Source organism: Pseudomonas sp. 3-2, from assembly GCF_019710535.1.
Classification (GTDB): Bacteria; Pseudomonadota; Gammaproteobacteria; order Pseudomonadales; family Pseudomonadaceae; genus Aquipseudomonas; species Aquipseudomonas pharyngis.
Map to the genome: position 1 here is coordinate 163948 of NZ_CP081200.1, position 24237 is coordinate 188184.

Annotated in this window: 23 protein-coding genes; 21 read left to right on the plus strand and 2 right to left on the minus strand. The window is 62.5% G+C overall.

Annotation, left to right across the window (positions count from 1 at the left end):
- Positions 1-127: 127 nt before the first annotated feature.
- From K3819_RS00710 to K3819_RS00765, 12 genes are all read left to right on the plus strand, one after another.
- Positions 128-1480, plus strand: coding sequence for a TolC family outer membrane protein (locus K3819_RS00710; protein WP_011331849.1), 1353 nt, complete (start codon positions 128-130; stop codon positions 1478-1480).
- Between the two features lie 34 nt (positions 1481-1514).
- Positions 1515-3671 (plus strand): type I secretion system permease/ATPase, encoded by a 2157-nt coding sequence (locus tag K3819_RS00715; RefSeq protein ID WP_064592577.1) that lies wholly within the window; start codon positions 1515-1517, stop codon positions 3669-3671.
- Positions 3661-5028 (plus strand): HlyD family type I secretion periplasmic adaptor subunit, encoded by a 1368-nt coding sequence (locus K3819_RS00720; protein ID WP_011331851.1) that lies wholly within the window; start codon positions 3661-3663, stop codon positions 5026-5028. The genes K3819_RS00715 and K3819_RS00720 overlap by 11 nt, the downstream gene beginning before the upstream one ends.
- Positions 5029-5403: 375 nt before the next feature.
- Entirely contained in the window at positions 5404-6300 is an 897-nt protein-coding gene (locus K3819_RS00725; RefSeq protein ID WP_039773033.1) for a TauD/TfdA family dioxygenase, read from the plus strand.
- Positions 6301-6318: 18 nt separating this feature from the next.
- A complete protein-coding gene (locus tag K3819_RS00730; protein ID WP_007957722.1) occupies positions 6319-7344 on the plus strand; it encodes an ABC transporter substrate-binding protein in 1026 nt (341 codons plus the stop codon).
- 5 nt (positions 7345-7349) lie between these two features.
- Positions 7350-8210, plus strand: coding sequence for an ABC transporter ATP-binding protein (locus K3819_RS00735; protein WP_007957720.1), 861 nt, complete (start codon positions 7350-7352; stop codon positions 8208-8210).
- Positions 8211-8230: 20 nt separating this feature from the next.
- Complete coding sequence (locus K3819_RS00740; RefSeq protein WP_011331855.1) at positions 8231-9097, plus strand: ABC transporter permease; 867 nt, start codon at positions 8231-8233, stop codon at positions 9095-9097.
- A 175-nt stretch (positions 9098-9272) separates the two neighbouring features.
- Positions 9273-10190 (plus strand): LysR family transcriptional regulator, encoded by a 918-nt coding sequence (locus K3819_RS00745; RefSeq protein ID WP_039773030.1) that lies wholly within the window; start codon positions 9273-9275, stop codon positions 10188-10190.
- 102 nt (positions 10191-10292) lie between these two features.
- Positions 10293-11828: an MFS transporter gene (locus K3819_RS00750; protein WP_221398449.1), complete on the plus strand. Its 1536-nt coding sequence runs from the start codon at positions 10293-10295 to the stop codon at positions 11826-11828.
- Positions 11829-11846: 18 nt separating this feature from the next.
- The gene (locus tag K3819_RS00755; protein ID WP_085613328.1) at positions 11847-12917 is read left to right on the plus strand and encodes an HlyD family secretion protein; all 1071 of its coding nucleotides are present in this window, start codon (positions 11847-11849) and stop codon (positions 12915-12917) included.
- The gene (locus K3819_RS00760; protein WP_260329025.1) at positions 12914-14425 is read left to right on the plus strand and encodes an efflux transporter outer membrane subunit; all 1512 of its coding nucleotides are present in this window, start codon (positions 12914-12916) and stop codon (positions 14423-14425) included. Before K3819_RS00755 ends, K3819_RS00760 begins: the two co-directional genes overlap by 4 nt.
- A 55-nt stretch (positions 14426-14480) precedes the next feature.
- Entirely contained in the window at positions 14481-16061 is a 1581-nt protein-coding gene (locus tag K3819_RS00765) for a glycosyltransferase family 39 protein (RefSeq protein WP_085613327.1), read from the plus strand.
- 44 nt (positions 16062-16105) lie between these two features.
- Here the strand turns inward: K3819_RS00765 and K3819_RS00770 are convergent, their stop codons facing one another.
- Both K3819_RS00770 and K3819_RS00775 read right to left on the minus strand, forming a co-directional pair.
- Complete coding sequence (locus tag K3819_RS00770) at positions 16106-16864, minus strand: slipin family protein (RefSeq protein ID WP_039773021.1); 759 nt, start codon at positions 16862-16864, stop codon at positions 16106-16108.
- A 2-nt stretch (positions 16865-16866) separates the two neighbouring features.
- Positions 16867-17394 (minus strand): NfeD family protein, encoded by a 528-nt coding sequence (locus K3819_RS00775; RefSeq protein WP_221398450.1) that lies wholly within the window; start codon positions 17392-17394, stop codon positions 16867-16869.
- A gap of 196 nt (positions 17395-17590) precedes the next feature.
- Between K3819_RS00775 and K3819_RS00780 the strand changes: the two genes are divergently transcribed.
- The 9 genes from K3819_RS00780 (at position 17591) to K3819_RS00820 (ending at position 24177) form a co-directional block, all read left to right on the plus strand.
- Entirely contained in the window at positions 17591-18052 is a 462-nt protein-coding gene (locus K3819_RS00780) for an aminoacyl-tRNA deacylase (RefSeq protein WP_007957669.1), read from the plus strand.
- A gap of 128 nt (positions 18053-18180) precedes the next feature.
- Complete coding sequence (locus K3819_RS00785) at positions 18181-18423, plus strand: DUF2789 domain-containing protein (RefSeq protein WP_221398451.1); 243 nt, start codon at positions 18181-18183, stop codon at positions 18421-18423.
- A gap of 95 nt (positions 18424-18518) precedes the next feature.
- Positions 18519-18764 (plus strand): type II toxin-antitoxin system Phd/YefM family antitoxin, encoded by a 246-nt coding sequence (locus tag K3819_RS00790; RefSeq protein ID WP_039773014.1) that lies wholly within the window; start codon positions 18519-18521, stop codon positions 18762-18764.
- Positions 18754-19035, plus strand: coding sequence for a type II toxin-antitoxin system RelE/ParE family toxin (locus K3819_RS00795; RefSeq protein WP_039773012.1), 282 nt, complete (start codon positions 18754-18756; stop codon positions 19033-19035). Before K3819_RS00790 ends, K3819_RS00795 begins: the two co-directional genes overlap by 11 nt.
- A 124-nt stretch (positions 19036-19159) precedes the next feature.
- Positions 19160-19588 carry a MarR family winged helix-turn-helix transcriptional regulator gene (locus tag K3819_RS00800; protein ID WP_039773010.1) on the plus strand — a complete coding sequence of 143 codons (429 nt, stop codon included), beginning with the start codon at positions 19160-19162 and terminating at the stop codon, positions 19586-19588.
- On the plus strand, positions 19585-21648 hold the full coding sequence (locus tag K3819_RS00805; protein WP_221398452.1) for an FUSC family protein: 2064 nt from the start codon (positions 19585-19587) through the stop codon (positions 21646-21648). Before K3819_RS00800 ends, K3819_RS00805 begins: the two co-directional genes overlap by 4 nt.
- Positions 21645-21854, plus strand: a complete 210-nt coding sequence (locus tag K3819_RS00810; protein WP_007957657.1) for a DUF1656 domain-containing protein — start codon at positions 21645-21647, stop codon at positions 21852-21854. The genes K3819_RS00805 and K3819_RS00810 overlap by 4 nt, the downstream gene beginning before the upstream one ends.
- The gene (locus K3819_RS00815; protein WP_163973805.1) at positions 21851-22738 is read left to right on the plus strand and encodes an HlyD family secretion protein; all 888 of its coding nucleotides are present in this window, start codon (positions 21851-21853) and stop codon (positions 22736-22738) included. The genes K3819_RS00810 and K3819_RS00815 overlap by 4 nt, the downstream gene beginning before the upstream one ends.
- Positions 22735-24177: an efflux transporter outer membrane subunit gene (locus K3819_RS00820; RefSeq protein WP_085613322.1), complete on the plus strand. Its 1443-nt coding sequence runs from the start codon at positions 22735-22737 to the stop codon at positions 24175-24177. The genes K3819_RS00815 and K3819_RS00820 overlap by 4 nt, the downstream gene beginning before the upstream one ends.
- Positions 24178-24237: the final 60 nt, after the last annotated feature.

Here is a 24237-nt window from a genome sequence, read left to right on the forward strand (position 1 = left end):
GCCCTTCAGCGTGTGATCCAGTTCCGGTTTTAAACTTTCCGACATACGGTCATTCCGGTTGCCATCTTCCGACGCAGCTCACCAATTTGCTGTGATTCAAGACAAGAAGTTCTGGGAAATCTTTACCATGCGTTCGCACCTGTTCAAGGCTCTACCCTTCGCTCTCGCCGCCTCTTTCGTACAAGCACAATCCTTACCAGAAGCCATGCAGCAGGCGCTGGATGTCCATCCGGAAATCCAGGCAGGGGTCAACAGTCGGCTGGCCGCGGATTATCAATTAAAGGCTGCAAAAGGTGGATACCTGCCCAAGGTCGATCTGCTGGGCGGTTATGGTCGTGAAGGCACCGACAGCGTGACCACCCGCGCCAATGGTGGCGGCAATCACTGGGAAACCCTGAACCGCAGCGAGTCAAGTTTACGTCTCTCGCAAATGGTTTTTGACGGTTTTGCGACGTCCAGCGAAGTCGGGCGTCAACAAGCCACCGTCAACTCCCGCGCGTATTCCCTGCTCGGCACTTCCGAACGCACCGCGCTGACCGTGGCCCAGGTTTATCTGGATGTGCTGACCCGTCGCGAATTCGTGCGTCTGGCCGAAGAAAACCTAAAAAGCCACCAACGTATCTACGACCAGATCCAGCTGCGCACCCAGCGCGGCGTCGGCAGCGGGGCCGACCTCGATCAGGCCGAAGCGCGTATGGCTCAGGCCCGCAACAACCTGATCACCGAGCAGACCAACCTCGCCGACTCGGAAACCAACTTCCTCAGCGCCGTCGGCCAGATGCCCGATCAGCTGGAGCGTCCGGCGCCGTTCATGGCGATGATGCCGGCCAACCTGAATGAAGCGCGCCAGCAGATGCTGGAAAACAGCCCGATCCTGCGTTCGGCCGAGTCCGACATCGCCGCGGCCGAGAAGCAATACGAGACTGCCAAGTCGACCTTCTACCCGCGCTTCGACGCCGAGCTGGGCCGCACTGCCGACAACGATCTCGACGGCCAGAACGGTCACAACAACGAATGGCAGGCCATGTTGCGCATGCGCTTCAACCTGTATTCGGGCGGCAGCAACAAGGCGGATCTGGAGTCCAAGTCCTACCTGTCGAACCAGGCGCTGGACATCCGCAACAACGCCTTGCGCCAATTGAATGAAGAGCTGGGCCTGGCCTGGAACGCCCTGAACAACGCCAACGCCCAGGTGCCGATCGCTCAGCAGTACGTTGATCACAGCACCTCGGTGCGCACTGCTTACCAGCGCCAGTTCAGCCTCGGCGAACGAACCCTGCTGGATTTGCTCGACAGCGAAAACGAGCTGTTCACCGCTTCGCGGCGTCTGGCTGAAATCAAAAACATTCAGTTATTTACTCAGTATCGAATCAAGGCGACCATGGGCGAATTGCTCAAGAGCCAGGGAGTGGTCGCACCCTTGGCATCCGTTGTGCAGAACGACGTGAAGCCCAAGGTTCAGCTGCCTGGGATGAATTGAGTTGTCCCTTTTCAACTGCTAAAGAGTGTCGAGCGTGGAATCAGAAGTCAGTCGAGTTCATCTCAGTCATGATCCACGCGCGTTGCACGACGATCCGTTACTGGATGGTCTGCTCGCTCTTTGCATGCTCCACCAGAAACCCGCCAGCGCGGCGATGCTGACCACCGGCCTGCCGTTGCCCAAACAACGCCTGAGTGTCGAGCTGCTGCCCCGTGCAGCGGCGCGCGCCGGGCTGCAAGGGCGGGTGCTGCAGCGCAAGCTCGAAGAAATTCCGGCGATTGCCATGCCGGCGCTGTTGCTGCTCAAGGATGGCCGCAGTGCCGTCCTGCTCGGCTGGCAGGGCGAGAACGAAGCACGGGTGCTGCTCAGCGAAAGCGACGGCGGCGAATCCCTGGTCAGCCGCGAACTGCTGGCCGACGACTACACCGGCAAGGTGTTCTTCGCCCAGCCCCAGCACAAATTCGACGTCAACCACGGCACGCTGATCCCGCGTGCGCGCTCGTGGTTTCGCGACACCCTCAAGCGTTCGCGCTGGCTGTATGCCGACGCCATCGCCGCCAGTTTCCTGATCAACATCATCGCCATGGCCGCGCCGCTGTTCGTGATGAATGTCTACGACCGCGTGGTGCCGAACCAGGCCGAAGCGACCCTGTGGGTGCTCGCGCTGGGCATCACCGGCGCCTATCTGTTCGACCTGATCCTCAAGAGTCTGCGCAGCCTCTGCCTGGATCTGGCCGGCAAGAAAACCGACCTGATCATCTCCGCCACGCTGTTCGAACGCATCGTCGGCATGGCCATGAAATACCGCCCGGCGCGGGTCGGGAGCTTTGCCCAGAACATTCATGAGTTCCAGAGTCTGCGCGACTTCCTCGCCTCGCTGACCCTGACCAGCCTGATCGACCTGCCGTTCACCATCCTGATCTTCATTGTCATCGCGATTCTCGGCGGGCATCTGGTGTGGATTCCGGTGCTGGCCTTCCCGATTGCGCTGCTGATCGGCTATGCCTTGCAGAAACCGCTGGTGGCAACCATGGAACGCACCATGGCCCTCGGCGCCGAGCGTCAGTCGAGCCTGATCGAAACCCTCGCCGGCCTCGACGCGGTGAAGGTCAACAACGCCGAAAGCGAACGCCAATATCAGTGGGAGCAAACCATCGGCACCCTCAGCCGCCTCGAGCTGCGGGTGAAAATGCTCTCCGGTCTGGCGATGAACATCACTCTGCTGATCCAGCAACTGGCCGGGGTGATCATGATCGTCTTCGGCGTGTACCAGATCATCGCCGGCAACCTGAGTATGGGCGGCCTGATCGCCTGCTACATGCTCAGTGGCCGCGCCCTCAGCCCGCTGGCGTCGCTGTCCGGTCTGCTGACCCGTTACCAGCAGGCGCGGGTGACCATGACTTCGGTCGACCAGATGATGGAGCTGCCGCAAGAGCGCAATTTCGAAGAGCGCCCGCTGAGCCGCAAGGTGCTGCAAGGCGCGATCGAATGCCGCCAGCTCAGCTTCACCTACCCGGAACAACAGAACCCGGCGCTGAAGAACATCAACCTGGTGATCCGTCCCGGCGAGAAGATCGGCATCATCGGCCGCAGCGGCTCGGGCAAAAGTTCGCTGGCGAAATTGCTGGTCGGCCTCTATCAGCCGGACGACGGAGCGTTGCTGGTGGACGGCGTCGACATCCGCCAGATCGACGTCAGCGAGCTGCGCTACAACATCGGCTACGTGCCGCAGGACATCCAGCTGCTGGCCGGCACCCTGCGCGACAACCTGGTTTCCGGCGCTCGTTACGTCGAAGACGAACTTGTCCTGCAGGCCGCTGAACTGGCCGGCGTCCACGAATTCGCCCGACTGCACCCGCAAGGTTATGAGCTGCAAGTCGGCGAGCGCGGGCAGAACCTGTCCGGTGGCCAGCGCCAGAACGTCGCCCTGGCCCGGGCGCTGTTGCTCAATCCGCCGATTCTGTTGCTCGACGAACCGACCAGCGCCATGGACAACACCGGCGAAGAACGCCTCAAGCAACGCCTCGCGGCGGTGGTGGAAAACAAGACCGTGGTGCTGGTGACGCACCGGGCATCGCTGCTGTCGCTGGTCGATCGCCTGCTGGTGGTCGACCGTGGACAGATTCTCGCCGACGGCCCGAAAGCGGCCGTCATGGAAGCGTTGAAGAAGGGGCAGATCAGTGTTGCTTAAGTCGGGTTTCAAGGATTCGATCCGCCGCTACTTCAAGGGCTCGGCATCGCTGCAGGGCCAGCCGCTGCCAGAGGTCAACAAGGCCTTGATCGAGGACGCGCCGCGCGTGGTGCGGTTGACGATCTGGGCGATCATCGGTTTCTTCGTGTTCCTGATGTTGTGGGCCAACTTCGCCGTCATCGACGAAGTGACCAAGGGCGACGGCAAGGCGATTCCTTCGTCGAAGATTCAGAAAATCCAGAACCTCGAGGGCGGGATCGTCTCCGAGCTGTTCGTCAAGGAAGGCCAGATCGTCGAAGCCGGCGCACCGTTGGTACGCCTGGATGACACGCGTTTCGCCTCCAACGTCGGTGAAACCGAGGCTGATCGCCTGTCGATGCTGCTGCGGGTCGAGCGCCTGAGCGCCGAGGTCGATGACCGGCCGCTGAATTTCCCCGAGGACGTGCTCAAAGCCGTGCCGGGTCAGGCCAAGAGCGAAGAGTCGTTGTACATCAGCCGTCGCCAGCAACTGCACGACGAGGTCGGTGGCCTGCAGGAACAGTTGATTCAGCGCCAGCAGGAGCTGCGTGAATTCACCTCGAAGCAGGCGCAATACCGCCAGCAACTCGGCCTGCAACGCCAGGAAATCAACATGTCCGAGCCGCTGGTGGCCCAGGGCGCGGTATCGCCGGTGGAAGTGCTGCGACTCAAGCGTGCCGAAGTGGAAACCCGTGGTCAGCTCGACGCCACCACCCTGGCGATCCCGCGCGCCGAATCGGCGATCAAGGAAGTACAGCGCAAGATCGACGAGACCCGCGGCAAATTCCGCAGCGAAGCCCTGACCCAGCTCAACGAGGCGCGCACCGACCTGAACAAGGCCCAGGCCACCGGCAAGGCGCTGGAAGACCGGGTCAGCCGGACGCTCGTCACCTCGCCGGTGCGAGGCATCGTTAACAAGATGCTGGTCAACACCATCGGCGGCGTGATCCAGCCGGGCAGCGACCTGCTGGAAATCGTGCCGCTGGACGACACCCTGCTGGTCGAAGCGAAGATCCGCCCGCAGGACATCGCGTTCCTGCATCCGGGCCAGGAGGCCACGGTGAAATTCACCGCGTATGACTACACCATCTACGGCGGTTTGAAAGCCAAGCTGGAGCAGATCGGCGCCGACACCATCACCGACGAAGACAAGAAAACCACCTACTACGTCATCAAGCTGCGCACCGAGCGCAGCCATCTCGGCACTGACGAGAAGCCGTTGCTGATCATCCCGGGAATGGTGGCGTCGGTGGACATCATCACCGGCAAGAAGACCGTGCTGAGCTATCTGCTCAAGCCGATCATCCGGGCGCGGGCCGAGGCGTTGCACGAACGCTAGATCTTTATTGGCCTTTCAGGCCTCTTCGCGAGCAAGCCCGCTCCCACACTCGACTGCGTTTTTCCAGAGACACGCGATCGAGTGTGGGAGCGGGCTTGCTCCGGGCGGCGATCCGACGAAGGCGTCTGTCGGAACAACACATTCCGTCCAGAAGTGACACAAATGGTCACTCACCATCCAGTCCAATCCTAAGCATTCGCCATATCGTTATTCGTTAACAGTATTTAAATTCCGCTTCTTATAGCTATAAAGTCAGCCTCCTGCGTACCTGCCGACCAATCGGCGCGCCGCACGACACGAACCAACACGCAATTCAGCGTGAGTTTCTGATCGACGCGCGCGCCATCGAGCGCGCCGTGCGTGGGAGATTGATTGATGTCCGCAGCTACTGCTACCCCAAGCGCCGCGACTGCCGCGCCGCAAACCTTCGAAGTCCGCCCGTTCAGCGGTGCCGTCGGCGCCGAGATCATCGGCCTCGACCTGACCCGTCCGGTCAACGACGAAGACTTCGCCCGCATCCACCGCGCGCACCTCGATCACCACGTCGTGGTGTTCCGCGACCAGCGCATCACCCCGCAACAGCAGATCGACTTCAGCCGCCGCTTCGGCGTGTTGCAGATCCACGTGCTCAAGCAGTTCCTGCTGGCCAATCACCCGGAAATCCTCATCGTTTCCAACATCGTCGAAAACGGCCAGAACATCGGCCTCGGCGATGCCGGCAAGTTCTGGCACTCGGACCTTTCCTATAAAGAGCTGCCGAGCCTTGGCTCGATGCTGCACGCCCAAGAGCTGCCGTCTGAAGGCGGCGACACCCTGTTCGCCGACATGCACAAAGCCTGGGACAGCCTGCCCGACGCGCTGCGCAAAGCCGTTGAAGGCCGCTCGGCTGCGCATTCCTACACCGCGCGCTACAGCGAAACCAAATTCGAAGGCAACTGGCGCCCGACCCTGACCCCGGAGCAACTGGCCCAGGTCGCCGAGGTCGTGCACCCGGTGGTCCGCACCCATCCGGAAAACGGCCGCAAGGCGTTGTTCGTCAGCGAAGGCTTCACCACCCGCATCGTCGGTCTGCCGGAGGACGAGAGCAAACAACTGCTCGACGAGCTCTACGCCCACAGCGTGCTGCCGCAGAACATCTACCGCCATCAATGGCAACCCCACGATCTGGTGTTCTGGGACAACCGCTCGCTGATCCACCTTGCCGCCGGTTGCCCTGCGCACCTGCGCCGCAAGTTGTATCGCACCACCATTCAGGGCGACGCGCCTTTCTGATTTGCCGGAGATCCGATCATGTCCAAACGTCTTCCATTCGCGCCGCTGGCAGCGGCCATCGGCCTCGGTTTCAGCCTGATCGCCGGTAGCCTGGTGGCGCCGACTGTGGCCCACGCCGAAGGTGAAATCCGCATCGCCGAGCAGTTCGGCATTGTTTATCTGTTGCTCAACGTGGTGCGCGATCAGGGACTGATCGAGAAGTACGGCAAGCAGGAAGGCCTCGACATCAAGGTCGACTGGACCCAGCTGTCCGGCGGCGCGGCGGTCAACGATGCGTTGCTCTCCGGCTCCATCGACATTGCCGGCGCCGGTGTCGGGCCGTTGCTGACGATCTGGGATCGCACCCACGGCAAGCAGAACGTCAAAGCCGTGGCCTCGCTGGGCAACTTCCCGTACTACCTGGTGAGCAACAATCCCAAGGTCAAAACCATCGCCGACTTCACCGAGAAGGACCGCATCGCGGTGCCGGCGGTGGGCGTTTCCGTGCAGTCGCGTTTCCTGCAATACGCGGCGGCCAAACAGTGGGGTGACAAGGAATTCAATCGCCTCGACAAATACACCATCGCCGTTCCGCACCCGGACGCTACTGCTGCATTGATCGCCGGCGGCACCGAACTGACCGGGCATTTCTCCAACCCGCCGTTCCAGGATCAGGCGCTGGAGAATCCGAACGTCCACGTCGTGCTTAATTCCTATGACGTGCTCGGCCCGAACTCGCCGACCGTGCTGTTCGCCACCGAGAAATTCCGCAACGAGAACCCAAAAACCTACAAGGCATTCGTCGAAGCGCTGACCGAAGCCGCACAGTTTGCGCAGAACGATAAAGGCGCGGCGGCCGACACTTACATCCGCGTGACCAAGGCCAAGATCGACCGCGCTGCGTTGCTGAAAATCATCGACAACCCGCAATTCGAATTCAGCGTCACGCCGAAAAACACCTACCCGCTCGCCGAATTCCTCTACCGCGTCGGCGCGATCAAGAACAAACCCGAATCTTGGAAGGACTACTTCTTCCAGGACGCCAAACCGTTGCAGGGGAGCTGATCGACATGAACGCCCCTTTGCAAGGCCACGCGGCCAGCAACCCGATTGCCACGGCGCAGGCGCTGCTGGCGGTCGACCAGGTCAGCCTCGAATACCGCACGCCGCAACGCGTTGTGCGGGCCACCCACCAGGTCAGCTTCGAAGTCGATCAACAGGATCGCTTCGTGCTGCTCGGTCCTTCCGGCTGCGGTAAATCCACCTTGCTCAAAGCCGTCGCCGGGTTCATTGCACCGTGCGAGGGCGAGATCCGTCTGCAGGGCCAGCGGGTCGACGCGCCGGGACCGGACCGGATCGTGGTGTTTCAGGAGTTCGATCAACTGCCACCGTGGAAAACCGTCAAACAGAACGTGATGTTTCCGCTGCTGGCTTCGCGCACGCTGAAGAAAAAGGAAGCTGAAGAGCGTGCGCTGCATTACCTGGAGAAAGTCGGTCTGGCGGCGTTCGCCGATGCCTACCCGCACACCTTGTCCGGCGGCATGAAAGCGCGGGTGGCGATTGCCCGGGCGCTGGCGATGCAGCCGAAAATCCTGCTGATGGACGAGCCGTTCGCCGCGCTGGATGCCCTGACCCGGCGCAAGATGCAGGAGGAATTGCTGCTGCTCTGGGAGGAGGTGCGGTTCACCTTGCTGTTCGTCACCCACTCGATTGAAGAAGCGCTGGTGGTGGGCAATCGGATCCTGCTGTTGTCGCCGCATCCGGGGCGGGTGAGGGCGGAAGTGCACAGTCATCAATACGATTTGCACAGCCTCGGCGGTGTGGCGTTTCAGGAGTCGGCGCGGCGCATTCATCGGTTGTTGTTCGATGAAGGACAGTCGCCGGAAACCGAGCGCGAACTGGATTTCACCGATATCCGCATCGCTTATTGAGCCGCCTGGAGGATTGCCCGATGAGCCATTCATCATCCGTACGTCAAGAATTCGAAAACGATCTGCAACCGCTGACCAGCGTCCCGGTGGAGCGCGAGCTGCCGCTGGGCCAGCGCCTGTGGCAACAGGGCTGGCTGCGCAAAAGCGTGATCCTGATTTTGCTCGCCGTGCTCTGGGAGGTTGTGGCCCGGGTGCAGAACAACGACCTGCTGCTGCCGAGCTTTTTGCAGACCAGTCACGCGCTGTATGACGGTCTGCTCAGCGGCGAACTGCTGGGCAAGGTGTGGATCTCGCTGGTGGTGCTGATCAAGGGTTACCTGATCGGCATTGTCCTGGCCTTCGCCCTGACCACGCTGGCGGTTTCGACCCAGGTTGGTCGGGACTTGCTCAGCACCCTGACCTCGATGTTCAACCCGCTGCCGGCGATTGCCCTGTTGCCGCTGGCGTTGCTGTGGTTCGGGCTGGGCCAGAACAGCCTGATTTTCGTGCTGGTGCATTCGGTGCTGTGGGCGCTGGCGCTGAACACTTACGCCGGGTTTCTCGGCGTCTCGGAAACCCTGCGCATGGCCGGGCGCAACTACGGCTTGAAGGGCATGCGCTTCGTGCTGTTCATCCTGATTCCGGCGGCGCTGCCATCAATCCTCGCCGGACTGAAAATCGGCTGGGCCTTCGCCTGGCGTACCCTGATCGCCGCCGAGCTGGTGTTCGGTGCCACCAGCGGTAAGGGTGGTTTGGGCTGGTACATCTTCCAGAACCGCAATGAGTTGTACACCGACAAAGTATTCGCCGGTCTGGCGGTGGTGATCCTCATCGGTTTGCTGGTGGAGAACCTGGTGTTCGACACGCTGGAGCGGGTGACGGTGAAGCGCTGGGGGATGCAGCGCTGAGAGGTGTGCGGAAGCGGCTGGCCCTTTCGCGAGCAAGCCCGCTCCCACTTTTGAAATGCATTTCCCCTGTGGGAGCGGGCTTGCTCGCGAAGACGTCGGTTCATGCGCCACCGATTTCAAGTATGTTTGCTAGCATTGCATCCAGATCAATCCTGATCGGTCACGAGTGCTCAGCATGCAACTCCCGGACATGAACCTGTTGGTTGCTCTCGACGCTTTGCTCGACGAGGGCAGCGTGGTCGGCGCCGCGCGGCGGATGAACCTCAGCCCGGCGGCCATGAGCCGCACGCTGACGCGGATCCGCGAAGCCATTGGCGATCCGATTCTGGTGCGCGCCGGTCGCGGTCTGGTGCCGACGCCCAAGGCCCTGGAACTGCGCGAGCAGGTGCGCGATGTGGTCGAGCAGGCGGCGTTGCTGTTTCGCTCGGCCGATGCCGTGGAACTGGGCACGTTGCGCCGGCGTTTCAGCATTCGTGCCAACGATTTTTTCGTCGGGGTGTACGGCGGCAAGCTGTTCGACACCCTCGATCAACTGGCGCCGCACTGTGAGCTGCGCTTCGTGCCCGAAGGTGACGGTGACGATGAAGCCCTGCGCGAAGGGCGGATCGATCTGAGCGTGAGCAACACCCGCCCGGTGACGCCGGAAGTCAAAGTGCAGAACCTGTTTTCCACCCACTTTGTCGGTCTGGTGCGCGAGGATCATCCGCTGCTGGATGGCGAGATCACGGCCGAACGTTACGCCGGTTTTTCCCACATCAGCATGTCCCGCCGGGGCATCGCCCGTGGGCCCATCGACACCGCTTTGAATGCCCTGGGGCTGGAGCGGCGGGTGGCAGTGATTGCGCCGAGTTTCCACGCGGCGATGTTCGCCCTGCCGGACTCCGACCTGATTTTGCCGGTGCCCAAGGAAGCGCTGCTCAGCGTGCGGCGGCTGGGCTTGAAGCTGCGCTCGTTCAATCTGCCGGTCCCGTTGCCGACCCTGATGCTGACCCAGGCCTGGCACCCGCGTTTCGACAAGGATCCGGCCCACCGCTGGCTGCGTGAAACCCTCAAGACCTGCTGCGACGAAACCTGGCTGGCGGCACAGCCCTGACGATTGCGTCTGGCGCACTTATAAGCTGCCAATAAGTCAATTTTCGTCAGCACTAAGCCCCACTAACATGCTCCGGTATTTTTCCCTCCGGAGTTTGCTTGCATGACATCCCTGACGGTCACGGCGCCGATCGCCGCAACCGCTCCGATGGCAGCCGCGCCACCGGTGTTCGGGGCGCGAATCATCACCGGTCTGGTCGGTGTGCTGCTGGCGGTGCTGGTGTCGGGTCTCAACGAGATGGTGACCAAGGTCGCCCTGGCCGACATTCGCGGCGCCCTGAGCATCGGCTACGACGAAGGCACCTGGCTGGTCGCCGGCTACACCGCGACCTCGGTGGCGGCCATGGCGTTCGCGCCGTGGTGCTCGGTGACCTTTTCCCTGCGTCGCTTCACCCTGTGCGCCATCGGCGTGTTCACCCTGCTTGGGGTGCTCTGTCCGTTCGCCCCGAACTACGAAAGCCTGTTGCTGATGCGCATCCTGCAAGGCCTGGCTGGCGGCGCGTTGCCGCCGATGCTGATGACCGTCGCGCTGCGATTCCTGCCGGCCAACATCAAGCTTTACGGTCTGGCCGGTTACGCCCTGACCGCGACGTTCGGTCCCGGTCTCGGCACGCCGCTGGCGGGGTTGTGGACCGAATACGTCGGCTGGCAATGGACGTTCTGGCAAATCATCGTGCCGTGCCTGATTGCCATGGCGATGGTTGCGTGGGGCATTCCACAGGATCCGCTGCGTCTGGAGCGCCTCAAGTCGTTCAACTGGAAAGGCCTGCTGCTGGGCTTTCCGGCGATCTGCATGCTGGTGATCGGCCTGTTGCAGGGCAATCGTCTGGACTGGTTCGAATCCAACCTGATCTGCGCTTTACTCGGCGCCGGTTCGCTGTTGCTGGTGGCGTTTCTGATCAATGAATGGTCGCAGCCAATCCCGTTTTTCAAGTTGCAGATGCTCGGCATTCGCAACCTGTCGTTCGCCCTGATGACGTTGGCCGGTGTGCTGGTGGTGCTGCTGGCGGTGGTGCTGATTCCATCCAGTTATCTGGCTCAGGTACAGGGTTACCGGCCGGTGCAGACGGCGCCGATCATGCTGATCGCGGCGTTGCCGCAGTTGATCGCGCTGCCGCTGGTGGCGGCGCTGTGCAACCTGCGCTGGGTCGATTGCCGCTGGGTGCTCGGCATCGGTTTGAGCATGTTGACGCTGTCATGCCTCGGTGGCTCGCAGCTGACCTCGGAATGGATTCGCGACGATTTCTACGTCCTGCAATGGCTGCAGATTTTCGGCCAGCCGATGGCGGTGCTGCCGCTGTTGATGTTGTCGACCGGCAGCATCCAGCCCCAGGACGGGCCGTTCGCCTCGGCCTGGTTCAACACCGTGAAAGGCTTGGCGGCGGTGGTCGCCACCGGCGTGATCGAAGCGCTGACCACTTCGCGCCTGCATTTTCATTCGACGATGCTGGTCGATCGCCTCGGCAACTCACCGCTGGCCGCAAGCAATGACCCCGGCCTCGCCCATCGTCTGCACGAACAGGCGGTGGTGCTGACTTCCTCGGATCTTTATCTGTGCATGGCCGGCGTCGCGGTGGCGCTGATCCTGCTGATTTTCTGGCTGCCGACGCGGATCTTTCCGCCGCGCGCGCCGACCTGACTGGAACAGAAGGTTTTTATGACGACTCAAGCAAAGCAAAAACTCGCGGTGGCCGTAGCCGCTGCGCTGGCGGTTGGTGTGCTGGTGTATCTGGCGATGCCCGGCCTGTTCGGCAAACGCACCCAGCAGAACACCAACGATGCGTTCGTCTCTGCCGACTTCACCCTGGTGGTGCCGCGTGTGGCCGGATTCATCAAAGAGGTGCTGGTGGAAGACAACCAGCAGGTCAAGGCCGGGCAATTGCTGGCGCTGATCGATGACCGCGACCTGCGCGCCGCCGCCGAAGCCGCCGATGCGCAAACCCTGGTGGCCCGCGCTCAATTGCAGAACGCCAAGGCCACGCTGGAGCGCCAAACTTCGGTGATCGCTCAGGCGCAGGCGTCGGTGGTTTCGGCCAAGGCTGAAATGGCTTTCGCCCAGCAGGAATTGAACCGCTACAACCACTTGGCCGGCGTCGGTGCCGGCACCGTGCAGAACGCGCAGCAGGCGCGCACCCGGATTGATCAGGCTTCTGCGCGGTTGGACACGGCCACCGCGAAACTGGCGGCGGAACGTAAGCAGGTCGAGATTCTGACGGCGCAGCGCGATGCCGCCGAAGGCAGTTTGAAGCACGCTCAGGCCGCGCTGGAAATCGCCAGTTTCGAGCTGTCCTACACGCGCATCACCGCGCCCCAGGACGGCATGATCGGCGAGCGCGCCGTGCGGGTCGGCGCCTATGTGACGCCGGGCAGCAAACTGCTGGCGGTGGTGCCGCTGAAACAGGCCTATGTGGTCGCCAACTTCCAGGAAACCCAGCTCACCGACGTGCAGCCGGGGCAGGACGTGGTCGTGCGGGTCGACAGCCTCGGCGGCGAAGCCCTCACCGGCCGTGTCGAGAGCATCGCCCCGGCTACCGGCGTGACCTTCGCGGCGGTCAAACCGGACAACGCCACCGGCAACTTCACCAAAGTCGTGCAGCGGATTCCGGTGAAGGTCCTGCTGGATCCGGGCCAGCCGCTGGCCGAACGGCTGCGAGTGGGGATGTCGGTAGAGGCGAGCATCGACACCGAAAGCTCGGCCACCTCGGTGCGTGAGGTGACGCAGCGATGAAGCGCTTTCAGTCCATGACGGTTGTCCTGAGTCTGTCGGCGTTGGCGGCGTGCACCGTCGGCCCGGACTTCCAGAAACCCGAAACCACCCGGATTGCCGAGTGGGCCAAACCGTCAAAAAGTGCCCCCAGCCAGGCCGTCAGCGAACCGTTGAACGAGCGCTGGTGGGAAGTCTTTCACGACGCGCAGCTCTCGGCCCTGACCCAGCGCGCCTTGCGCAGCAACCTCGATCTGCAACTGGCCAGCAGCCGTCTGCAACAAAGCCGCGCGGCCCGTCAGGTGATCAGCGCCGACCGCTATCCGACGACCGCCGCCACCGGCAGCTACGCCCGTAAACGCAACAGCGGCGAAGGCTTGAACGACCCGTCCGGGCACAATGGCGATTCCGCCTTCAACCTGTGGGATGCCGGTTTTTCCGCCTCCTGGGAACTGGATTTCTGGGGCCGTGTGCGCCGGGAAACCGAAGCGGCCGATGCCAATCTCGAAGTCGCGGAAAACGACCGTCGCGGTGTGCTGCTGGCGGTGCTCGCGGACACCGCGCAAAACTACATCCAGCTGCGTGGTGTGCAGAACACCCGCGCGGTCACCGAGCAGAACCTCGACGTGGCGCGGCACAGCCTGAAGCTCTCGCAACTGCGCCTTAACGATGGCGTGGCCACCGATCTCGACGTCGCCGAAGCCGCCGCGCAAGTGGCGGCCATTGAATCGCGGCTGCCAGCGCTGGAGCAACGTCAGGCGCAACTGATCAACGCCATCAGCCTGTTGATGGGCGAACCGCCACAGGCCTTGGCTCAAGAGTTATCCACAGACGCGCCGGTGCCGCAGTCGCCATTGACCGTCGCCATCGGCCTGCCGTCGCAACTGGCCGAACGCCGCCCGGACATTCGCCAGGCCGAAGCCCGGTTGCATGCCGCCACCGCCAACATCGGCGTGGCCAAGGGCGATTTCTATCCGCGCATCACCCTGTCCGGCAACCTCGGCTCGCAAGCCATGCAACTCAGCGATTTCGGTTCCTGGGGCTCTCGCGCCTTCGGCATCGGCCCGCAGTTCAGCCTGCCGCTGTTCGACGGCGGCCGCTTGCGCGGCATGCTGCAACTGCGCGAAGCCCAGCAGCAGGAAGCGGCGATCGGTTATCAACAGACCGTCCTGCGCGCCTGGCACGAAATCGACGACCAACTGACCGCCTACAACGCCAGCCAGCGCCGCCGCGACAGCCTCGCCGAAGCCGTGCGCCAGAACCAGATCGCCCTGCGCACTGCGCAACAGCAATACGTCGAAGGCGTGGTCGACTTCGTCAACGTCCTCACCGTGCAAGGCGCACTGCTCGCCACCCAGGAACAATGGGTGGAAAGCTCCACCGGCGTTTCACTGGCGATGGTCGGGCTGTACCGGGCGCTGGGTGGGGGATGGGAGTCGGTGTACCCAGACGAGAACCGGACCGCCGTGTTGCCGGATGTCGCGAAAGCGCCAGCCGGCGTCGACGATTCTGCTGTGGCTGACCTAAAGTGATGAGCAGGTTGGCGCGTCATACTCTCGTGGCGCAACGGCGCGGCAAGAGGAAACAATGGCGGTTAACAGAGTCACGCCAATGGGCGACACGCAAGATCCCTTTGCCGCACCCGGCTCCTGGTTCGGCAGTCTGCGCTGGGTGCGCTGGGTAAAACATCATTGGCTGTGGCCGATCCTCGCGCTGGCGGCGTTCGTGCGTTTTTATGACCTGACGGCGGCGGCGATCTGGGGCGATGAAGGGTCCAGTCTGCTGTTGGCGCGCTATCCGTTGAGCGAAATCTGGAAGCACGCGGCCTTCGATGTGCATCCGCCGCTGTACTTCATACTGCTGCATGGCTGGATCGAGCTGTTCGGTGACGGCATCTTCGCGATCCGCTGCCTGAGTGCGCTGGCCGGCATCGCGGCGGTCGGGTTGGGCGTCTGGCTGGTGGATCGCCTGGCCACACGCCGGGCCGCCTTCATCGCCGGTCTGTTGCTGGCGCTGCTGCCGACAGCGGTGCGCTACAGCCAGGAAGTGCGCATGTACGCGTTGCTCGGAGGACTGTTGCTCGCCGCGAGCCTGGCGCTGGTTTACTGGATCAGGCGCCCCCAGCGAAACCGCTATCTCGTGATTTACGCGTTGTTGATGAGCGCGGCCTTCTACACCCACTACTTCGCCGTTCTCGCGGTTTTGTGTCACTGGCTCTACCTGATCGCGATCCGCGTACAGCGCGGTTATCGATTCCGCCATATCCAGCGCTGGAACTGGTGGCTGGCGAACTTGGCCATCGTCGTGCTGTACCTGCCCTGGCTGCCCAATCTGCTCGACTTGATGCAGCACATGGAACAGCTCAGGGCCGGCGGCGATGTCGGCTGGGAGCCGGCCGTCACCTTGAGTTCGCTGCCGTCGATGATCTGGTCGTGGTTGATTCAGGACGATGGCGATACGTTACCGCTGCTGACGTTCGCAGCGTTGCCCCTGGCATTGCTGGCACTGGCGGCTGTCGCGGTGATGCGCGACCGCAGCGTGTCGCGCGGCAGTATGCTGTTGGCGCTGTACACCGGACTGCCGCTGCTGCTGGTATTTGCGGTGTCGTTCATCACGCCGGTCTTCGTCGAGCGCTATTTGACGGCGTACGCCCTGGGGTTGCCGATGCTGGCGGCGTTGGCCGTTGACCGTTTGTACAGCCACGCACGGTTGCTCGCTTTGGCGGTGTTGGTCTCTCTGATCGGCGTGGAACTGCTCGGCGTGAACAACAACGCCACCGTCGACAGCGATGATCAGTTCGATCGCGTGGTGAATTACGTCAATCAGCATTTCCTGCCGGGCGATCGTATCGTCACCAGCGACATGCTCTGGTACTTGAGCTACGTCTATTACGACCGCAGCGGTGCGCAGGTGCGCCTCTTTACTCCGCCGACAGCGGACGGCCGTTCGACACAACCGAATGAGTACGGCTTCGGCACACTGGTGAGCCGCGAGGTCTATCTGGACAGCCTCGCACAATTGCCGGGGCATGGACGGGTCTGGCTGGTCGGGACGTTCGGCGCTGCGGAAGAATTCTCACCCTTACCCGCCACCTGGCAGCCCGGCGCCGAAATCCATGCCGGCGGCGCCAACGCACGCCTGTTCATCCCCCAGCCACCACTCGACTAAAGCCGCACCTCTATAGACGCCGCTGCCGACTGCGAGCTTTTGCCTCAGGATTTACCTGACAAATCTGCCATGCCCTTGAGCAGTTCGATCGGCAACGGAAAGACGATGGTCGAGCTCTTGTCCCCGGCAATCGAACTCAAGGTCTGCATGTAGCGCAGTTGCATGGCGCCGGGCTGGCGACCGAGCATTTCGGCGGCCTGCATGAGTTTTTCCGAGGCCTGCAATTCGCCTTCGGCGTGGATCACCTTGGCTCGCCGTTCCCGCTCGGCTTCGGCCTGCTTGGCGATGGCGCGCACCATCGATTCGTTGAGATCGACGTGCTTGATCTCGACATTGGCGACCTTGATTCCCCAGGCGTCGGTCTGGGCGTCGAGCACTTGCTGGATGTCGATGTTCAGGCGTTCGCGTTCGGCCAGCAGTTCGTCCAGCTCATGTTTGCCGAGCACCGCGCGCAGGGTGGTCTGGGCCAGTTGGCTGGTGGCCATGAGGAAGTCTTCGACCTGGATGATCGCTTTCTGTGGATCGAGCACGCGGAAGTACAGCACCGCGTTGACCTTCACCGACACGTTGTCGCGGGTGATCACGTCCTGCGGCGGCACGTCGAGGACGATGGTGCGCAGATCGACCCGGACCATTTGCTGCACCACCGGAATCAGCAGGATCAGCCCCGGCCCTTTGACCTGCCAGAAGCGTCCGAGCTGGAACACCACGCCGCGTTCGTATTCGCGCAGGATGCGGAACGTCGAGCCGGCCAGGGCGATCAGCAACAGCAGCAGCGCGACAAAACCGATTTGCAGACCCATGATCACTCTCCGAGCGGTGCCGCGTCAGTCGCGGCCACTTGCAGCAACAGGCCCTTGCGTCCGACCACCCGCACCGGTTGCCCGGTGTGCAGCGGCGTGGCGCTCAGTACCTGCCAGCGTTCTCCTTGTAATTGCACCCAGCCGTTGCGGCTGTCTTCCGGTTGCACCACCGTCACCGCCGTGACACTGCCGAGCAGGCCGGCATCGCCGCTGACCGGGTGGCGCGGTCGGGTTTTCAGGGCGCGGACCAGCAGCGCGATCAGCAACAGGGCGCTGACCAGGCCGAGGCCGATCATCATCGGTACCGGCAGTTCGGCGTTGCTCAGGATCAGTGCGCCGATCACGAACATGACGATGCCGCCGAGGCCGATCACCCCGTAGTTGGGCAGCGCGGCTTCGGCGATCAGAAACGCGATGCCCAGGGTGATCAGCCACAGACCGACCGGGCTGACAGCGGTAAACGGGGTGTCTGCCGCAACCACCGTTCCACTCAGCAGCACCAGGGCAAACGCACAGCAACGGATGTTCACGTGACCCTCCGCGAGAGTCAGGGGTTGTTCTTACAGTCTAGTTGAGGCTGTGGCTGGATGAATTTTGATCAATTCTCCTGCCCCGCCAGTGGGCGGATTTCCCGGTGCTCGCGGCTCGCCGGACTAGACTTTCAAGGACAGCCACAGCGTTTCATTACCGTCCGCCGCGCAGCGTCGGCGGGCACCGAGGTGCATCATGCGTATGGCCAAGAAAGTGCAGAGCAGCCTCAACCGGGCGCAATGCGAATATGACATCGTCACCCACCCGCACTCGTCCAGCAGCCTGGAAACGGCGCGGGTCTCCGGGATTGCCGCAGAACGGGTGGCCAAATCGGTGATCCTGGACGACCGTCACGGGCACTACCTGATGGCGGTGCTGCCCGCCAGCCGACACCTGGACTTGAGCAAGGTGCGCAGCAGCGGCGAATGGCAAATCACCCGCGAAAGCAATCTGGCGCACATTTTCGACGACTGCGAACGCGGCGCCGTACCGCCACTGGGCGATTCCTATGGCCTGGACATGGTCATCGACCCGCTGCTGACCCGGCAGAAAGACATCTACCTGGAAGCCGGCAACCACAACAACCTGCTGCACATGAGCATGCCCGAGTTCCTGAAAATGGTGCCGCATGCGCAGGTGCGGGAGTTGAGTCAGTAGCTTTTTTAGCGTCTGTGCCGACGCCAATCGCGAGCAAGCCCGCTCCCACAGGCCCTGCGCTAAACCTGTGGAGCGGGCTTGCTCGCGAAAAATCTTTCACACCCTACAAATCTCGCAGGAGTTCCGACATGGAAAACCCGACGCACAGCCTCCCATCCCTGTTCAAGCAACTCGGCCTGGACAACGACCCGGTCAGCATCGACCAGTTCATCGCCACCCATTCCCCGCTCAAACCCGAACTGCACCTGTGCGACGCGTTTTTCTGGAGCGAGAGCCAGGCGGATTTCCTGCGGGACGAAATTCTCGATGATGCGGATTGGGCGGAGGTGGTGGATCAGTTGGATGTGATGTTGAGGAAGGGGCGGGGGTAGTTATCAGCTTGCCGTTCGTAAGCTGAATCAACTCATCCGGTTGCCAGTAATGCTTCCTTAGACCAGAATTACGACCTCAATTGAGGTCTTTTATTATGCAAAGTGTTCTGGCCGATATGGCTGTCAGTGTTTCTGAATTGAAGAAAAACCCCTCCGCAGTGCTAAACGGCGCGCACGGAGGAGCAGTTGCTGTCCTGAATCACAACCGGGTCATGGGCTACATGGTGCCGGCTGACGTTTACGAAGCCATGATGGAGCGGCTCGATGATCTCGAGTTGGCAGAAATCGTTCGTTCTCGCAGTCACGAGACTCCCATACCGGTAAGCCTGGATGACCTATAAGCTCGAATTTCTGCCTTCCGCTCACAAAGAGTGGAACAAACTGGGTCATACGTTGCGTGATCAATTTAAAAAGAAGCTGGCTGAGCGTCTTGAGCGTCCCCGTATTCCGGCTGACTCGCTCCACGGCATGCCTGATTGCTACAAGATCAAACTCAAAGCGTCCGGTTATCGACTGGTTTACCAAGTGATCGAAGAGCGGGTGGTTGTCTCGGTAGTCGCCGTGGGTAAGCGCGAGCGAAGCGACGTCTACGAAAACGCGAAAAGACGCTGAGTTGAAGCACGCAACCCAATTTTTTTCAAAACTTGACTGAATTTCCCCACCAATGCGATATTGATAGTTAGCAAACTAACAGTGTGTGCATTCCCTCGTGCCGAATAACCTCGACGCTCTCCAGATGAACATCAGCAGTGCCATGGTGGTGGCCGCCAGGCATTGGCGGAAGATCTGCCAGACCACGCTGGTCAATTATGGAATTTCCGAAGCCTGCGCCGTCCCGTTGTTGATGATCGGGCGGTTGGGCGAGGGTGTGCGCCAGGTGCAGGTGGCGCAGGCGGCGGGGATGGAGTCGCCGTCGCTGGTGCGCCTGCTCGATCAGTTGTGTCACGCCGGGTTTGTCTGCCGCACCGAAGATGCCCAGGACCGTCGCGCCAAATGCCTGAGCCTGACCGACGCCGGCCGTGAGCTGGTGCAAGCGGTGGAGGCGCAACTGGTGCGTCTGCGTCATGAAGTGCTCGAAGGCATCGACCAGCGCGATCTGGAGGCTACGCTTCGAGTACTGAGAGCTTTTGAGGCGGCCACTCCGCCAACGGTGATCAATCCGTGAACGGGTTCTTTTCCGGCATGCCCCCGGCGCGGGACTGGTTCTACGGGGTCCGCACGTTTGCGGCTTCGATGACCGCGCTGTACATCGCCTTGCTCATGCAGATGCCGCGCCCGTACTGGGCGATGGCCACGGTGTACATCGTTTCCAGCCCGTTCCTCGGCCCGACCAGTTCCAAGGCGTTGTATCGGGCGATCGGTACGTTTCTCGGTGCGGCGGCGGCGGTGTTGTTCGTGCCGATGTTCGTCCAGAGCCCGTATGTGCTGGTGGTGGTCATCGCCTTGTGGACGGGGATTCTGCTGTTCCTGTCCTTGCATTTGCGCACCGCCAACAACTACGCGCTGATGCTGGCCGGCTACACCTTGCCGTTGATCGCCCTGCCGGTGGTGGATAACCCGCTGGCGGTGTGGGACGTGGCCGAGTCGCGGACTGAAGAGATCTTTCTCGGCATCGCCGTAGCGGCGGTGGTCGGCGCGATGTTCTGGCCACGGCGCCTGGCGCCGGTGTTCAACGACGCCGTGGGCAAATGGTTCGCCGACGCCACGACTTACAGCCTGAAATTCCTCAGCCGCGACGTGCAGCCCGAAGAGGTCGCAGCCCTGCGCATGGCGATGGTTGGCAGTTTCAACAGCCTGGAATTGATGATCGGCCAGTTGCCGCACGAAGGTGCGCGGCCGCAGACGGTGCGCAACACCAAGGAACTGCGCGGCCGGATGATTCACCTGCTGCCGGTGATCGACGCCCTTGAAGACTCGCTTTACGCCCTCGAACGGCGCACGCCCGAGCTGGTGGAAAAATTCGCCCCGCTGCTCACTGCGACTCGCGAATGGCTCAGCCACAAAGACGCCGATCTCGGCCGCTGGCAAGCCCTGCGGGATCAGCTCGAAGCGCTGCAACCGAGCGCCGAAGCCCTCGAAGATCGCAAACAGTTGCTGTTTTCCAACGCGCTGTACCGCCTCGGCGAATTCATCGATCTGTGGCAGGACTGTCGCAGCCTGCAGGACGCGATCCTGTGCGAGCGCCAGGACAGCTGGCGCGCGGTCTATCGCCACTGGCGCCTTGGGCGTCTGACGCCATTTCTCGACCGTGGGCTGATGCTGTATTCGGTGGCCTCGACCATTCTGGCGATCATCGTTGCCTCGGTGTTGTGGATCCTGCTGGGCTGGACCGACGGCGGCAGCGCGGTGATTCTGGCGGCGGTGTCGTGCAGCTTCTTCGCCTCGATGGACGACCCGGCGCCGCAGATCTACCGGTTCTTTTTCTGGACCGGAATGTCGGTGCTGTTTGCCAGTCTGTACCTGTTTCTGGTGCTGCCAAACCTGCATGACTTTCCGATGCTGGTGCTGGCGTTCGCGGTGCCGTTCATCTGTGTCGGCACCCTGACGGTGCAGCCACGCTTCTACCTCGGCATGCTGCTGACGCTGGTCAACACCTCGTCGTTCATCAGCATTTCCGGTGCTTACGACGCGGACTTCTTTGCCTTCGTCAATTCCAACCTGGCGGGCCCGATGGGGCTGTTGTTCGCGTTTATCTGGACCCTGATCGCCCGGCCGTTCGGCGCCGAGCTGGCGGCCAAGCGCCTGACCCGTTTCAGCTGGAAAGACATCGTCAGCATGACCGAACCGGCGAACCTCGCCGAACACCGGCAACTGGGTGTGCAACTGCTCGACCGTCTGATGCAGCACCTGCCGCGTCTGGCGCTGACCGGCCAGGACACCGGCATCGCCATGCGCGAAGTGCGCGTGGGGCTGAACCTGCTCGACCTGCTCGCCTACACACCGCGAGTGACGGGCGCGCCGAACGCGTTGCTCAAGCAAGTGGTGGCAGAGGTCGGCGAGTATTTCCGGGCCTGTCTCAAGGCCGGCGAACGCCTGCCGGCGCCAAGCGCCTTGCTGATGACCATGGATCGCACCCGCCGTGCGCTCAACGGCCACGGCGATGAAGAAACCCGGCTCAACCTGTTGCACGCCTTGAGCGGTTTGCGCCTGGCGCTGTTGCCCGGCGTGGAATTCGTTTCCAACGCAGAGCCCGAAGAACCGCTGCCCGAAGGAGCGCCCCTATGATCGGTGATCTGGATATCAGCGGCATTTTCCTGCCGACCCTGCTGGTGTTGATGGGCATCACTTATGTGCTGTTTGTGTTGGTACACGGCGTGCTCACACGCCTGCATTTCTACCGTCTGGTCTGGCACCGGGCATTGTTCAACGTGGCTCTCTACGCCGTGATGCTGTACGGCGTGGATTCACTCAGTCGATACCTGATGACATGAAAAAACCGTTTCTGACCCTCGGTCGCGTCGTCCTGACGCTGCTGATCGTGACTTTCGCCGTCGTCGTGGTCTGGCGCATGGTGATGTATTACATGTTCGCGCCCTGGACCCGCGACGGCCACATTCGCGCCGACATCGTGCAGATCGCTCCGGACGTGTCCGGGCTGATCCAGCAGGTCGAAGTGAAGGACAACCAGTTGGTGAAGCGCGGCCAGGTGCTGTTCAGCATCGACCAGGACCGTTTCAAACTGGCGCTGCGCCAGGCCAGGGCGGCGGTCGCTGATCGCGAAGAAACCCTCGCTCAGGCGCAGCGTGAAGCCAAGCGTAACCGTGGTCTGGGCAATCTGGTGCCGGCCGAACAGCTGGAAGAAAGCCTGTCGAAAGTGGCCCGCGCGCAATCGGCCCTGGCCGAAGCGCTGGTGGCGGTGGACAGCGCTCAGCTCAACCTCGATCGCTCGGTGATCCGCAGCCCGGTGGACGGCTACGTCAACGACCGTGCGCCACGCTCGCAGGAATTCGTCACCGCCGGGCGTCCGGTGTTGTCGGTGGTCGACAGCAATTCGTTCCACATCGACGGCTATTTCGAAGAAACCAAACTCGACGGCATCCACATCGGGCAGTCGGTGGATATCCGTGTGATCGGCGACCGCGCCCGCTTGCGCGGGCATGTAGAAAGCATTGTTGCCGGTATCGAAGACCGTGACCGTTCGAGCGGCAGCAACCTGCTGCCCAACGTCAATCCGGCGTTCAGCTGGGTGCGTCTGGCGCAACGGATTCCGGTGCGCATTGCCTTCGACGACGTGCCGGATGACTTCCGCATGATCGCCGGGCGCACCGCCACCGTGTCGATCATCGACGATCAACCGCAGGAGCCCGCGCAATGAACAGGGCCCTGATGGTCGCCGGGCTGGGCATGATGCTGTCGGCCTGCTCGATGGTCGGGCCGGACTACCACGTGCCCGAAGACGCGGCGATCCAGCGCAAGGATTTCCAGGGCGACCTGGCGGTGGCCGGCAAACCGGTGGTGTCGGCCCCGGTGCCGGCGGACTGGTGGCGGCTGTACCAGGATCCGCGTCTGGATCAACTGGTGCAGCAGGCCATGGCCTCCAACACTGATCTGCGGGTGGCGGCGGCGAACCTGTCGCGGGCCCGTGCGCAGGTCGATGAAGCCGAAGCGGCCGGTGGCTGGAGCGGCGGCGTGAAGATGGGTGCGCAACGCTTGCAGGAATCCGGCGAGGCATTCCTGCTGCCGGAGAAAGTGCCGGTGGCCAACATCGGCGATATCGGTATCAGTGCGTCCTATCAGTTCGACCTGTGGGGCACCCTGCAACGCGGGATCGAAGCGGCGAAGGCCAACGCCGATGCGACTCAGGCCGCTGCCGACACCGCACGCATCACTCTGGTCGCCGACGTGGTGCGGGCCTACACCCAGGTCTGCGCGGCGAACGAGGAACGGGAAATCGCCCAGCATTCCCTCGACCTGCAATCCCAGAGCACCACGCTGATCCAGCGCCTGCGCGATGCCGGGCGTGGCGACGAAACCCAGGTCACCCGTTCGCAGACCCAATTCAAATCCTTGCGCGCCGACATGCCGCGTTATGAGGCGGCGCGGCAGGCCGGGTTGTTCCGGCTGTCGATGCTGCTGGCCAAGCCTGTCGATCAACTGCCGGCCGGCACCGCGACCTGTGCCGAGCTGCCGAAAATCGCGCAACTGGTGCCAGTCGGTGACGGCGCCGCGCTGCTCAAGCGTCGGCCGGACATCCGCCAGGCCGAGCGGCGTCTGGCGGCCGCGACCGCCGGGATCGGCATCGCCACCGGCGAGCTGTACCCGGACATCAGTTTCGGCGCGACAATCGGCACCGTCGGCATTCTCGACAACCTGGGCAAACCGTCCACCAATCGCTGGGGCTTCGGCCCGTCGCTGAGCTGGAGCGTGCCGACCAACGGCGCCCGGGCCCGCATCCGTGAAGCCGAAGCCACCACCCAGGGCGCGCTGGCGCATTTCGACGGCGTGGTGCTCAACGCCATCCGCGAAACCCAGACCGGCCTGTCCCAGTACTCCGCGCTGCTGCAACGCCGCGATGCGCTGGCCGATGCCGAGCAGTCGGCAAAACTGGCGGCGGACCAGACGCACCGCTTCTTCCAGGCCGGCCGCGAGTCGTTCCTTGCCGACCTGCAGGCCACCCGCACCTACACCGACGTCACCGCGCAACTGGCCGCGGCCAACACCCAGGTTGCCATGAGCCAGATCGATTTGTTCCTCGCCCTGGGCGGCGGTTGGGAAAGCGGACGAACGCAAGCCTCGAGCGCCAGCAAACCCTGAGGCCGTTGCTATGCTTTGAAGTATTGAAAGGGCGCCCCGAACCAGGCGCCTTTTCAGTGC